The organism is Novosphingobium sp. KA1, from assembly GCF_017309955.1.
Taxonomy (GTDB): domain Bacteria; phylum Pseudomonadota; class Alphaproteobacteria; order Sphingomonadales; family Sphingomonadaceae; genus Novosphingobium.
Window position 1 is genome coordinate 434,396 of the sequence record NZ_CP021247.1, and the last position, 14,320, is coordinate 448,715.

The 14,320-nt window shown below is 65.7% G+C and carries 8 protein-coding genes; 4 read left to right on the forward strand and 4 right to left on the reverse strand.

Annotated elements, in window-relative coordinates; genetic code table 11:
- Positions 1–197: 197 nt before the first annotated feature.
- The 3 genes from CA833_RS02155 (at position 198) to CA833_RS02165 (ending at position 6,602) form a co-directional block, all read left to right on the forward strand.
- On the forward strand, positions 198–2,345 hold the full coding sequence (locus tag CA833_RS02155) for a polysaccharide biosynthesis tyrosine autokinase (RefSeq protein ID WP_207079078.1): 2,148 nt from the start codon (positions 198–200) through the stop codon (positions 2,343–2,345).
- An 81-nt stretch (positions 2,346–2,426) separates the two neighbouring features.
- Positions 2,427–3,929: a lipopolysaccharide biosynthesis protein gene (locus tag CA833_RS02160; protein WP_207079079.1), complete on the forward strand. Its 1,503-nt coding sequence runs from the start codon at positions 2,427–2,429 to the stop codon at positions 3,927–3,929.
- 174 nt (positions 3,930–4,103) lie between these two features.
- Positions 4,104–6,602, forward strand: a complete 2,499-nt coding sequence (locus CA833_RS02165; protein ID WP_207079080.1) for a hypothetical protein — start codon at positions 4,104–4,106, stop codon at positions 6,600–6,602.
- A 21-nt stretch (positions 6,603–6,623) separates the two neighbouring features.
- Here CA833_RS02165 and CA833_RS02170 read toward each other — a convergent pair whose 3' ends face one another.
- Together CA833_RS02170 and CA833_RS02175 are read right to left on the reverse strand one after the other, a co-directional pair.
- On the reverse strand, positions 6,624–7,616 hold the full coding sequence (locus tag CA833_RS02170) for a glycosyltransferase (protein ID WP_207079081.1): 993 nt from the start codon (positions 7,614–7,616) through the stop codon (positions 6,624–6,626).
- Positions 7,617–7,625: 9 nt separating this feature from the next.
- On the reverse strand, positions 7,626–8,750 hold the full coding sequence (locus CA833_RS02175) for a glycosyltransferase (protein ID WP_207079082.1): 1,125 nt from the start codon (positions 8,748–8,750) through the stop codon (positions 7,626–7,628).
- A gap of 196 nt (positions 8,751–8,946) precedes the next feature.
- On the opposite strand from CA833_RS02175, the gene CA833_RS02180 reads away from it, so the two are divergent.
- On the forward strand, positions 8,947–9,912 hold the full coding sequence (locus CA833_RS02180) for a family 16 glycosylhydrolase (RefSeq protein ID WP_207079083.1): 966 nt from the start codon (positions 8,947–8,949) through the stop codon (positions 9,910–9,912).
- A 91-nt stretch (positions 9,913–10,003) separates the two neighbouring features.
- Here CA833_RS02180 and CA833_RS02185 read toward each other — a convergent pair whose 3' ends face one another.
- Both CA833_RS02185 and CA833_RS02190 read right to left on the reverse strand, forming a co-directional pair.
- Complete coding sequence (locus tag CA833_RS02185; protein ID WP_207079084.1) at positions 10,004–11,350, reverse strand: O-antigen ligase; 1,347 nt, start codon at positions 11,348–11,350, stop codon at positions 10,004–10,006.
- A gap of 321 nt (positions 11,351–11,671) precedes the next feature.
- Positions 11,672–14,293 (reverse strand): family 16 glycosylhydrolase, encoded by a 2,622-nt coding sequence (locus tag CA833_RS02190; protein ID WP_207079085.1) that lies wholly within the window; start codon positions 14,291–14,293, stop codon positions 11,672–11,674.
- Positions 14,294–14,320: the final 27 nt, after the last annotated feature.

A 14,320-nucleotide genomic window follows, 5' to 3' on the forward strand; every position in this document is an offset into this window, starting at 1 on the left:
TCCCGAAATCTACTCTCAATCCGATGAAAATCCTGTTCCCCGTCAAATCTCAGACAGGCATTGTACGGATGTCATCAGATCGAATTGAACTTCGGAATTATTTAATTCCCATCCCTCAAAGGCATCAATTCGAACTTCATCTGTTTTGGAGGAACATCTTGAACAGTATTATTCACAATCTTCCATACGATGAATTGATGGAAAACAGACCCAGGAAGATACTTCCCGACCCCGCTTTTATTCGCGAGATCATCTTGCGTCATCGCTGGCTGTTTCTCGGCACGTTCCTGGCAGTCGTGCTGCTGGCCGGCGGCGTGCTGTGGATCACCCCGAAAGTCTATTCGGCCACTGCGACCCTCCAGTTCGAACCGCGCGAAGGGCAACCAGTAAAGGTCAACGATCACGGTGCCCTCGCCCCGGCGGACGACAACCTGATCGACACCGCCGTCATGATGATGCGCTCCCCGGCGCTGACGATTGCCGTCGTGCGCCGCCTTCACCTTGACCGGCGCAAGGGCTTCGGTCTTCCCGAAAAGCCGGGCGCGGCAGACGGACCGGTCGGTGGCGGCACCCAAGGCGCGGCGACCCTTGCCGAAGAGCGCGCCATGCTGCGGGTGCTGGCCCTCACCAAGGTTCGCCGGATCGGCGTGACCTACCTGGTCGATGTCACGGCGCGCACGGGCAATCCGGAACTTTCCGCCGAACTCGCCAACGGCATCGCCCAGACCTACATCGCGCTGAGCGCGCAGCACAGGCAGTCGCGCAGCCGCCAATCGGCCGAGGACGCGCAAGCCGGCGCGGAGACCCTGCGCCGCCAGGCCGTGGCCGACGATGGCACCCTGCAGGACTACATGGTTCGCCACAACCTGATGAGCGCGGAAGGCGCCACGATGGCGGAACAGGAAGTGTCCGAACTCAACCGCCAGATCGCCGAAGCCCAGGCCGCGCTGGCCGAACAGCGCGGGCGGCTCGCCGCCGCCCAGTCACAACTCGCGCGCGGCGGCGGCGGAGCCGACATCGGCGCCGCGCTGGCATCGGACACCGTGCGCCAGCTTCGCCAGCAGGAAGCGCAGGCCAGCGCCCGCCTTGCCCAGCTTGACGCCCGTTACGGCAACCGCCACCCCGACGTGATCGAGGCGCGCAACGAGCTTGACGACATCCATGCCCAGTTGCAGGCGGAACTCTCGCGCATCGTCTCGGGCCTGCGCGCGGATGTGCAGATCGCCCAGTCCCGACTCGACTCGCTCCTGGCCAGCCGTGGCGGCGCCCGCGGTTCGCTGGCCCAGAACAGCGCGGCCCAGGTCGGCCGCCTCGAACTCGAACGCCGTGCCGAGGCCAGCCGCGCCATCTATAACGCCTTCCTCACCCGCGCCAAGGAAGCCGCCCAGGCCGGCTCGCTTGCCGATGCCGAAGCCAGCATAGCTTCGGCCGCCCAGGTGCCCGGCGGCCCGATCTCGCCAAACCGCAAGCTTGGCGCCCTTGCCGGCCTGTTTGTCGCCCTGGCGGCGGGCCTCGCCGCCACCGGCATTGCCGAGTACGCCGAGAGCCGGGTGTCCACCCGCAGGGACATCGAGCAGGCGCTGGGTGCCAGCTACATCGGTGCCATCCCTACCCTGCACTCGGCCGCGCGGGTCAAACGCGGCAGCATCGCGCCGCAGGACTATGTCGTGGCCCGCCCCTTCTCGATGTTCACCGAAAGCCTGCGCCACCTTGCCTCGGGCCTCGATCTGCTGGGAGCGGACGGCAAGCGTGTGGTGACGATCACGTCCCCGCTGCCCCGCGAAGGCAAGTCGACCACTGCCATGTGCCTGGCGCGCACGCTGGCGCTGTCGCATCGCACCGTCGTTCTGGTCGATGCCGACCTGCGCCATCACTCCACCTCGGACGCGCTGGTCCCCGGGCGTGAAGGCGAGGCCCTTCTGCGCGTGCTGGACGGCACCCTGCCAATCGACGAGGCGCTGACCCGCGATACGGCAAGCGGCCTTATGGTGCTGACCACGCGGGGCGAGATGGGGGGCGGCGAAGGCATCTCCCGCGAGAGCATGATGCGGCTGATCGAGGCGCTGAAGGCGCGGTTCGATATCGTGATCTTCGATTCCGCGCCGATGCTCGGGCTGGCCGAGACCCGCATCGTCACCCGGCTTTCCGATACCACGCTGGTGGTCGCCCGGTGGCGCCGCACGCCGCTGCGCGCGGTGGAAACGACGCTGGAGCTGCTGCGCCAGAGCGGCAGCACGATTGCCGGCATTGCCCTCAGCTTCCTCGATGCCCGCCAATATGCCAGCGCCGGCCTCGGCGACGCCTTTGGCTATCACAAGAAGTTCAAAGGCTATTATGTCGATTGAGCTTCGGGCGAACGCCGACCGGCCGGCTGTGGGTTGGCCGGTACAAGGCCGGCTCCGCAACGCATCGGATGCCTCGGCGGCATGACCCACCAACGCCCGGGCATCCTCTCGCCACTTGTCTGGTCCACGGTGTCGAGCATCGGCACCCAGGCCCTGGCCTTTGTCACGTTCGCGATCCTCGCCCGGCTGCTCGGTGCGGCAACCTTCGGGCTCGTCGCCATGGCCGCGCTGGTGATCGACCTGTTGCTGGTGATCAGCGGCGCCGGCATCAACGAAGCCGTGGTCCAGCGGCGCGCGCTCGACGAGAGCGACGCTGACACCGCATTCTGGGCCAATCTTGCCTGCGGCATGCTGTTCACCCTGCTGACGATCGCCATGGCCCCGCTCGTTTCGCTGCTTTTTGGCCAGCCCGGCCTGACCCCGGTGATCATGGCGCTCGCATCGATCTTCACGATCACGCCGCTGGGTGCGATCCACACCGCGCGGCTGACGCGGGACCTCCGGTTCCGCTCCGTGGCCATCCGCAACCTCGTGGCGGCACTGGCGGGAGCGGCGGTCGGGCTGCCCATGGCGCTGCTCGGCTTCGGGGTCTGGGCCCTCGTCGCCCAGCGCATCGCCTTTGCGGGCGCGCTGGTCCTGGCGGTATGGGCCTGCTACCCATGGTGGCCTCGCATGCGGTTCCGGCGGCAGACTTGCGCCGAGATGATCCGCTTCGGCGGCTATCTCGGCCTGTCCCGCACACTGAACCAGCTCAACATCCGCTGCGCGGAACTGATCAGCGGCGCGCTGATAGGCCCGGTGGCGGTTGCCTTCATTCGTGCCGGTTCGCGCGTGATGGAAGTGCTGAACCAAGTCACCTACACGCCGTTCCAGCAGGTCTCGATGCCGGTGCTCGCCCGTGCGGTCCACGGAGAGGCCGAGCACGGCGGGGTTGAGCATGGCAGGGTTGGGCACGGAGGGGCAGCACTGCGCGAAAGCTACCTTCAGCTCAGCCGCCTCTCCTCGTTCCTGATGTTCCCCGCTTTCCTCGGCTGCGTTACCATCGCCGATGAAATCGTCGCGCTGGTCTTTGGCCCCGGGTGGGAGCCGGTGGCCGACGCCATCCGCATTTTCGCCTGCGCGGTCGTTGCTTCGCAGATGAACAACCTTATCATTAGCGCCTTGGCCGCTACCGGCGAATCCCGCCAGGTCCTCTCGTGGACGACCTTGCAGATCGTCGCCGGCATCGCCGCTGCGGCCCTCGCCGCCCGCTGGGGCTGGCAGGCCATGCTGATGACCGGCGTGGCAAGAGGCTACCTGATCCTGCCTTACGGCTTCCATCTGCTGCGCAAGCACACCGGCATCACCCTGCACGAGGTCATCTCCAGCCTGCGGCCTGCCTTGTCGAGTTCGTGCCTGATGGCTGCGATCGTCCTGCCCGGCGTGCAATACTGCGAAAGCCGGATGAGCGAACCGGCGATCCTCGCGCTCTGGCTGCCGATTGCCGCAATGATCTACCTCGGCGCCTTCGCGGCGCAGGATCGCACGGTCTTTGTCCAGTTGCGCAGGTTGGCAAAGGCGCGAAAAGCGCGCTCGGCGGCGTAAGAGCGGTGGCCCGGCACCACCCAGCAAAATTCCGCTTGCCGTCCCCCGAGAGAGCCGCCACCACACTCACCAAAGTGCTGATCTGAAAAGATAAGCAACAGGCAACGGGTGGGAGCACACAGAGTGCGAATGGGATCGGGGCTACCTTCCATACCGGCGCTGGCGCTGGGAATCTTGCTGACGATGCCCGCACCGGCCAGCGCCGGTCCGCAAAGCTCGGTCGAGGAGATGAGCGAAGAAGTCATGGTCAGCAGCGACGCCCATCCGCATGACTTCTCGGACGAGGCGCTGCGCAAGAAATCGGCTGACTATAGCCTACCCGGCTACCGCTCGCGCCCGCCCGAGTTCGACCACTGGGCCACGGCCCTGCTGGCAGGCCTCAAGACGCATCCTCTTCCCGTTGTCTCTGCCAGTCTTGCGAAAGAACACGGCATGGCCGCCCCCGCCATGCTCGATCTCGCGCGCGATTGGCTGAGAATGCAGGACTATGCCTGGCGATCGGGGTTTGGCTCGGACGAAGAAGCCGCCGCCGCGATGACCCGCCGGCTGCTGGACCACACCAAAGCCGCACAGGGCACACAGCTGTCGATCGAGATCGCCGCCGATGCCATGTGGCAGATCGACCATTGCACAGCGCACTTCGAACAGCTCGAACACATCGGCGCCGATCCGCTCGAAGCCTTGCGCGCCATTGCCAGCGTCACCCAGTGCCCCGTGCACCAGGCCCGCCTCGCCGCAGCCGATCCCGCCCATGCGGCCGCCACCCTGAGCGAACTCCTGCTGTCGGACGAAATGCGCAAAGTCCACGCGCTGCCGATCGCGGAGTGGCTGGCATCTCCGTCCGCACTGGCCCGCGCGGCACCGTCGTCGCGCGATGCTCTGCGCCTGCGCATGACCCGAACAGCCATCGCCCTGTCCTTCGATACCGGGCTCGTTTCAGAGGGCCTTGCACTGTTCGACGGCCTCTCCGCAGGCGAACGACAGGCCATCCTGCCCGCAGTGCAGCCGGCGTTCGAAGCCGAGATAGACGGTCTCCCGGTTGCCTTTCCCGCGCTAGCAGAGGGCGATCTGGCAAGTTCCATCGCCGCGGCCCTGTTCGACGCCGGGCGGAAGACGGAAGCCCGCGCTATCGTCATCGCCTCCCCGCAAACCGTCATCTGGCGTGCCATCGTTGCCTGTGGCTACCAGAGCAACACCCGCCCCGAAGACCGGACCTTTGCGCAGGCTTGCCTGAAACGCGAAGGACTGGGCGAGGACGACGTCAAAACCGCCCCGCATGATGAGGTGGCCATCGACGGCATACTGCTGCTCCACGCGATCGACACTCCCGAGCGGGACCCTTACATCTACGCCGAAGCCGCTTTTTCCGGTTCGCAGCGCCCGAGCGCCGATGGCGCCACGGCCCGCCTGCGATGTTCGGTCTTTGCCGCTCCGCCGTTCCAGCAGATCTGCGCGCATGCACGCCGCTCCGTCACCTGGACCATCGAGCCTGACGACAAGCAGACCGAAGCCCGACGCGCCGCTGCGATAGCCAGGATCGATGGAATCGCCCTCGACGGCTGGCCCGCCCTGCGTACCCGCATCGATGCCGGTCTGGCCAAGGCGCGTCTGGAATTTACCGAGGATCGCACGGATCCGGCGTGGCGAGATCGCCCAGCGCTGCGCGCCAGCCCGCCCGACTTTGCCGTCCATCCGCTGCCCCCGCAACTGCGCAGCGCTCCGGCGACCACGGGCAACGACCCCGCCGACAACGACAAGAGCGCCCAGTGGCCAAAAGACTGGGGCGAGCTGCCGCGCGGCTTCACGCCGGTCCGTTTCGAACGGAACGACAAGCGCGCCGTCGCCATCAGCCTGTCCGGGATGTTCGACCGCGCCGGTGAGATCAGCCCCGGCGGCTACTGGATCCACCTCAGCGACGATGGCGGCAAGACCTGGCAGGTGCCGCGCTATACCGGGCTCTCGTTCCACTTCCCCTACGAGGTGATGCGCCGCTCAAAGCTGCCGATGCTCGGCGAACAGGACCTGAAGATCGAAGTGGTCCACGCCGAGATCGACACCCGGTCGATCACCTATCCGCCCGTCGGCTTGCAGACCTGGCCCACCGAACGGGACCTCTTCCTCGACATCCCCATCGCTCGTCTCACCGCCGACAGCGACAGTGACGGCGTCACCGATCTTGCGGCGCGCCACCTCCTGCTGGACCGTCCGGCGCCGATGGCGCCGTTCCTCGTCGGCAGCGACTGGGCGCATTGCGGCGGTGTCACCCCCTCGATCACCGAACTGCGCCTTGCCATCCTTGCGCGGATCAACGGGGTCGAAGCCAGAGCGCTGATCGAACCCGTGGTCCGGGGCGGCTCAGTCCCGATGATCGGCGGCTGGTCGAGGATGGCTACCGGCGCCGCCTGGCCGCTGTTCCTCAAGGGCAGCGCAGCCGACTTTGCCTGCGCCCGCCCCACCACCATGCCGATCCTCATCTACGGTCCGCAAGGGGAGGACCAGCTTCAGCGCCAGACCCCCGACTTCCGCCTACTGGAAATGCCGAACCTCGTCATGAACCGCGAACAGACACGGGGATACGCGGAATGGAGCGCAGGCTGGGTTGGCGGCACCGTCCTGTTCTGGAGGGAGGGCGAGGGCTGGAAACTTCGCGACATCAGCAGCTGGATCACCTGATCCCGAGACGTCCGCCAGCGGTTATCCCAGCGCCAGCACTTTGGCCGCCCGCCTGATCCGCTGCAACGCGGATGCCGGGCGATGCGCCCAAAGATCGCCGATCGGCGATCCCTGCCCCGCCGTCGCGGCGAAGAAATCCGCGACATCGGCCAGCAGCACCTGCAACCGGCGTTCCACCGCAGCCCGCGAATAGGGTGCAAAGGCCTCTGCTCCCGGTACCGGCGGGGCATCCCCGGCAACCGCGCGCAGGATCGCCGCCACATCATAATCCGGCGAATGGACACGAATCTTACGGCAATTGAACCCGGGATCGAGATAGTCGGCCAACGCATCGTTGACGCTGGAAAACACCACGCAGCCCTGCGCCATCGCTTCCAGCGGCGGCAGGCCGAACCCCTCGGTCGCGCCCACGGCAATCCAGTGTTCCACCGAATCGTAGAGGTAGACCTTGCTGCGCCGCAAGTAGGCACCAAGATCGTCGACCCAGCCATCCAGCACGGTCAACCGGCAACGGCCCTGCAAGGCGGGCACCAGGTCGTCCATCAGGTAGCGGGATGATTTGCGCGCCTGCACCAGCACGTCGATATCGCGGTCCCCCCGGGGTTCCGGGCCGGGATGGGCAACGATGTTGGGCAGCAAGCCAAGGTAGGAATTGGGTGCATGGCGCCCCCAGTAGCCAAGCGTGTGGCGACTGACGCAAAGGATCGGCACGCGCGGCGGCAGCTTCATCCCCCAGCCGCTGCTATGCGCGACATAGACGACGTCCCGGTCCTGCAACCGGTCGACCAGCTCGGCAACGTCGGGGCCCCAGTGCACGACAAAGATCGGTTCCTCGTCGGTGGGAATGCGCCCCGCCTCCCAGTCACCGAGATTGTCCTGCCCGGCGATCCGGGCGCGATAGTAGGCCTGGTGCACGCGCGTGACGGCCGTGCAGGCCCGCAGGAAACGCATCTGCGCAAGATTGCCGCCGACGTCGCTGCGCGCATCGGGAAAAAGGAATACGAGCGGTCGCAAGCGGGGCTCCTAGGCTGGCCGGGATCGTGGCGGCGGGGTGGTGGAATGGGGCGGAGACGGCGATGCCGCCGGAATGGACAGATCTGTCGACGGGTGCATCGGCGCGTGGAGCGCCGCCATGATCTGGCGGAGCGCCCCCTGCCCTTCCTCCCCGCGCAGCCAGGGACTGGACGCACGGCGGGAGAAATCCAATCCGATGCGCTTCGCGGCCGCTTCGCGCAGACTGGTCAGCGTCAGCCGGCGCGAAACCGGATTGCCGGCGGTGATATGCAAGGCCCGCCGCCATTGCCGCCCCTTGAGCGCAGCGATGACCTCGAGATGCGCGAGTGCACCGGCCAGATTGTCCCGCCGCGCGCCCAGCAAGGGGGCTGCCTCCCCGGCCGTCCCGGCATCGACAGCATCGAGCGCCACCAGCAGGCCTTCCAGATCCTGCGGCGACAGCCGGTGCGAGGTCGACGCCGCATGGCGCCGGTAATAATAGCCCGGCGCCGGGAGGAAGCGGTAGCGGGCACCGGCCAGCATCGCCCGCAGCACCAGATCGAAATCCTCCCCGATCCGCAGCCGTTCGTCATAACGGAGCCCGTGGCGGCGCATGAAGGCCATGTCGAACAAAGGCTTGAGATAGCCCGGTGACACGGCACGGCTGCCGAACATGCTGCCCGCCAGGAATTCGTCCAGTCCGATGCGCCGCTCCGCACGCCACGCCTTGCCATCCGCAAAAAGGCCCGCGCGCAGGCCTTTGTCATCGCTCTGGAACTCCACCATGTTGGCGGCGCAGATTTCATCGCCATGGGCCCGCTGCGCGGCGAGCAGTCGTTCGACATGACGTGGATGGAGGATGTCGTCGCTATCGAGAATGGCCGCGAACCGGCCCCGGCAGGCGTCCAGACTGAGATTGCGCACGGCGCTGAGCCCGTTGCACGGGCCGCCGATCAGCCGCACGCGATCGTCCTGGGCGGCGTGCCATCGCACGATGTCCGTGGTGCCATCGGTCGAGCCATCGTCCACGACGAGCACTTCGATATCTGCCACGCTCTGCGCCCGCGCCGAAGCCAGCGCGGAACCGATGAACGGTGCCGTGTTGCGTGCAACGATCAGGATAGAAACTTCCGGCGGGTTCGTGGATCCGGACAAGGGCCATCATGCTCCGAGAGGATAACCGGCCGCGCAGCGCCGGTCGGGATCGGGAGAAGGACCAGCCAACCCCGGCAACGACATCGCAAGGCTAACGCAGGCAGCAGGCCCGGCGAATGGATGAAGGCTCCATTGTGGATACGGTTAATCGGCCGCACTGCGGACATCCACGGCGCTTTCAGCCAGTCTTACCATCATGCCCAACGTCAAAGACCCGTCCGCGATGCCGCATTGCAACGAATGGACGCGCGCGCCTGCAATACCGCCGGGAAACCGCTGGCTTCGGCGCGCCGCCGGACTTGGCGGCGCCTTGCTGCTGACGAGCGCCGCGCCAACAGCGGCTCCCCCTCCGGCAACCGCTCCGCTGCCGCACCTGCCTCCCCTGGCCGCCCCGGCGTTCGACGAACGGTTCGAGCAGTTCGACCACGGCACCGACCAGGCACGACCGGCCCGGCCCCATCGCTGGCGGACCGTCTACGGCCATGGCGGCGGCCTTGCGATCAGCAACCGCGAGATGTCGGCCAGCAGCTTCGCCTCCGACGCCGCGTTTACCGGCGTGAACGGCGGGGTGGCAGGTGCCGTGCCGCTTGGCCTCGATCCCTTTGTCTTCCGGCGCGGCGAACTGACCATTCTCGGCCAGCCGACGCCGGAGAGGCTGCGCCCGCGCGTCTGGGGCAAACCCTATTATGGCGGTGCGATCACCACCCGGTTCAGCTTTGCGCAGCAGTTCGGCTATTTCGAGATCGAGGCACGGCTGCCCGCAGGCAAAGGCATGTGGCCCGCGTTCTGGCTTCTGCCGGTCAAGGGCACATGGCCCGATGCGGGTGAGATCGACGTGTTCGAAGGACTCGGCAATCCGCACGAGATCCACTGCACCGCGATCGCCGGCAAGCAGCGCACGACACGGCGCATCGCGCTGGCCTTTGATGCGAGCCGGGACTTCCACCGCTACGGCGTCTTGTGGACACCGCGCACGATCACCTGGTTCGTCGACCGGGAAGCCGTTGCCAGCACGGCCACCCCCGCCCCGCTCACTCAGGAAAGCGCCTATCTGATCGCCAATCTCGCGGTGGGTGGCAGCTGGCCCGGGCAGCCCGATGCCTCAACGCCCTTTCCCGGCCGCTATGCGATCCGGCGCATCACCGTCTGGCCGCTGGAGTAGTTGATCCGATCGCATCGGATCAACTACTCCAAGATTTCGGTATTGCGCGTTTTCCGAGCCATCAGGTGATTCCACCTGATTGGAGAACGCTCTAGCCGGACGCTGACGACTGCGGTCCGCGCCGGAAGCGCAACGCGATCGCCTGATCACGCCCGACCGGGAAACATCCAAAACCAAGCGCGATGCCCATCAGGATCGTCGGCGCCACCAATCCGGTGGGACGGATCAATTCCACCGGGGTCTTGGTCAGTTGCAGCGCCATGTAGGCGAGCCAGAAACAGGTCGGCAGCGAAGCCGTCAACACAAAGCGGCGCAACAGCGTCAAGCACCCTGCCAGCCAGGCAGCCAGCAGCGCCGCCAATCCCACCAGCCCGGTCTCGACCATGGTCTGCAGGAACGTGTTGTGAAACGAGAAACCCGTCGATTCCTGCCGCAACTCGAAATGGTGCCACAGGCCCACGGCATCGGGATTGTCGGCATGCCAGAAGGCCGCATAGCCATATCCCAGCCAGGGCCGCTCGGCGATGATGAAGTGGGCCCGGAACCACAGGTACCCCCGCCCGGTGAGCCCGCTATCCTTTTCGGACATCTGCTGAACGAGCGCGAGGATGGTGTCGAAAAAGCACAAGATCCCGACAAGCCACAGCACGATCATGCAGACGAACGCCAGTTTCACCCCGCGCGAACGCTCCCGCAGCAGCAGCAGGACAACCAGCAGCGCACCGGACGCCGCCAGCGCCGCCAGGCCCCCGGCCGAATTGGCGCGCACGGTCGTCCAGACGCACAATCCGGTCACCCCGAGGGCCAGCATCATGCGCAGCGGCGCGCGCTGTTCGGCAAACAGCGCCGCCATCGTCAAGGCGAGCAGGCTGGCGGTGCTCGCCGTGTCGGAAAAATAGTTCTTCACCTCTCCCCCGAGGCCGTAGAGCGCAAGGCTCTGGCCATTTTCGATCGGGCGCAACGGCACCAGCGCCAGGGTCAGCAGGGTGTAGACGGCATAAGCCACGAACAACCCGGCCACCACGGCGCGCGGCCTGCTGGACTGTGACAACAGCAATCCCGCCATGATCGTCAGAGCCATCTGTACCGCAGCGCGCAGCGTCACCATCGGGAAGACCGACCAGCCGACCGACGCCAGCGCGAAAAGCGGAATGACCAGGAACATCCAGCACCGCGTAAAGACCGCGCGCACCTGCTCGGGCCGCAGGACAGCGTAAAACGCGGCAAGCAGCAGAAAGGCCAGCGCCCCGGGCATGCCGAAGTTGGCAGGGATACGCGCCATGACGATCAGCCCGGCCAGCCCCCCGTCCTGAACATCGCGCCGCGCCAACCAGACGGCCAGCGCGCTGCGGCGAGCGCCTTGCGGGCGGTACCTTCCTTCGGATCGCCGGGCCGTGGCGATTGTTCGGCGCCGGACATCCATTACCCCACCCGTCATGGCTTGCCCCTCTTGATCGCGATGGCGTGCAGATGCCGTGCCAGCGGCGCTTGGCCGTGGCGGTACGCGCTACCTTCCCTTGCGGTAACACGCATGGCCGGCGCCAGGATCGGCAGCGGACCATCAGGGGCCGCCTTGTCCAATACCGCCTGCAAGGCGCAAACATTACCGGTGGAATGCATCGATACATGCTTTCGAAGCCGCGGCACCCGATGGCGCCACGGCTTCGATAACTTTCCCGCTATGCAGCGTCGACCGCAGGGGACGGGGGATTGCTCCGCTTTGGATGCGATCAGGGCAAGGGCTGCCTGCCCCGGCAGATCAGGCCACCAGGCCCATCGATGCTAGGTATCCGCTGTCGTTCACGAACGTGATGTCACTCATGTCGATGTGCGCGCAGCCAGTGAGCGTGATCTTGTCGGTGCCGACGGTGACGATGGTGTTGGCGCCCTGGGTAGTGATGGTGACCGAACTGGTCGGCGTGCTGACAAGGACCAGCTTGTCCTGCCCCGCCGTGAAGTCGGTGACGGTGTCGATGCCGAAACCGCCCGTGAAAACAAACTGGTCGGCCCCGACACCACCCGTCAGCGTATCGTTGCCCGCCCCCCCGGCGATCATGTCGTCACCGGCGCCGCCGTCGATGATGTCGTTGCCGGCGCCGCCCGCCAGATGGTTGGCCCCGCTGTTGCCGAAGAGCTTGTTGGCAAGCTCATTGCCCGCACCGTTGATGTCGGCCGTCCCGGTCAGTCGCAGGATCTCGACATTGGCCGGCAGCTTGTAGGTGATCGAGGCCTGGACGGTGTCGGTCCCCTCGCCCGCCTGCTCGACAACGGTGGTCGTCGTGTTGTCGACCACCATGACATCGTCGCCCTTGCCGCCGATCAGGGTGTCGCTACCGCCCTGCCCGTCGAGGTAGTCGTTGCCGCCAAGGCCGCTGAGCACATTGGAGCCGCTGTTGCCGATCATCCGGTTGGCATCGGCATTGCCGGTCGCGGTAATGTCCGCCGTACCGGTGAGGCGCAGGTTCTCGACCGCATTGGGCAGGACATAGGAGATCGACGTCTGGATCGTGTCGGTGCCCTCGCCGGGATTTTCGATCACCCGGGTCATCACGTCGTTGACGACATAAGTATCGTCTCCGGTGCCGCCGATCAGGGTGTCATTGCCGCCCTGCCCGTCAATATAGTCATTGCCGGCAAGCCCGGTCAGCACGTTCGCGCCCGAATTCCCGAACAGGCGGTTGGCCAGTTCGTTGCCGGTGCCGTTGAGCGAGGCATCGCCTGCCAGGGTGAGGGTCTCGACATTGGCGGGCAGGACGTAGCTGACCGAAGCGACCACGGAATCGCTGCCGCCGCCGGCACTTTCGTTGATCTTGTCCTGCGCATTGCCGACCTGATAGACGTCGTTGCCGCTCGTGCCGGTGAAGACCTGGGGAGCGGCAGTCTGTGCCGGCGGCGTGGCCGACGCGGTCGCCGACGCGGCCTTCACGAAGTCGCTGCCGTCATACGTCGTGTGCTGGCCGTTGATCGTCGTCGAAACGGTATCGACGGTGCGATAGGCCTTCACGTAGTCGATCTGCATCTCGCCCGTGCCGGTCTGCGCATCGGGGCCTCCGCCCCAGCTGCCGCTGCCACCGACCGCGAGGTTCATCAGCAGGTACATTTCCTTGTTCATCGCCGCAGGGGTCGGCTGTTCGGCAACCGCGACGCCATCGATGTAATAGATGACGCGGTCGGAACTCCAGTCGACACCGTAGGTGTGGAACTGCGAGGTATCGACGACCACGCGGTCCTGGACCGAGGTTTTGCTGGTACCGTCGGTGCCGTGGGTGGTGAGGTAGACGACATTGGGATCGTTGCCGAGCATCTCGAACACGTCGAGCTCCGGCGGCCACGAACTGTCGGTCGGCAGCAGCCAGAACGCGGGCCACATGCCGGCGCCATCAGGCAACTTGGCACGGATCTCGAAATAGCCGTACTGCTGCGAGAACGTGAACTTCGAGGTCAGCAGGCCCGAGGTGTAGGTATGCCCGTCGACATAAGGCAGGACTTCGGCGCTGGTCGGCGCAGCAGTGATGGTCAGCACCCCGCTGTCGATCGAGAACGGATTGACGCCCAGCGCCTTGGAGCCGGTGCCGGCCCAATCGGGATCCATGTAGATCTCCGATTCACCCGTCAGCGTGTGGCTGGCAATCGTGCCCGCACCGCCATGGCCATATTCGGTGCGCCAGGTTCCACCCTGACTATAGAGGCTGAGCGAATTGAAATCGTCGGAGAACGACAGTTTCAGCTTCGAGGTGTCGAGTTGATAGGTGAAGTCACCGGAAGTCAGGTTGCTGGCGGTGACGCCGCGCAGCACCAGCTTTTCGCCATTGGCGAAATTGAGCACGGTGTCGGCGCCGACCTGGCTGGCGATCGACTTGATCTGGCTGAACGCGGTGATGCCGTAACCGCCAAGGCGGATCTGGTCGAGACCGCTGGTGAAGTCCTGGATAACGTCGCTGCCGTTACCGGCGCTGATGATGAAGGTGTCTGCACCATCGCCGCCGACGAGGACGTCGTTACCCTTGCCGCCGTCGAGTTGCTGGTCGTACTCGTTGCCGACGATGACGTTGTCGAGATCGTTGCCACCGCCGTACCAGGCGTTCTTGCCCTCGAGAACGAGGTTTTCGACGTTCGCCTCAAGAATGTGATAGACGCTGCTGCGGATCGTATCGACGCCTTCGCCCGCCAGTTCGACCACACGGTCCTTGAGCGACGAGATACAGTAGATGTCGTCGCCCAGACCGCCGGTATAGGTGTCCCCGCCGCCATAACCACGCATGATGTCATTTGCGGTCGTACCCAGCAGATTGTCCGCCGCCGACGTCCCGTAAAAGACCTTCTTCGAGGCTCCGGAGTAGTTAAGTACAGTTCCAAGAGCGTTCGTATAAGGAAAAGCCATAATTCAAAACCCCAGAATTACAGGGAA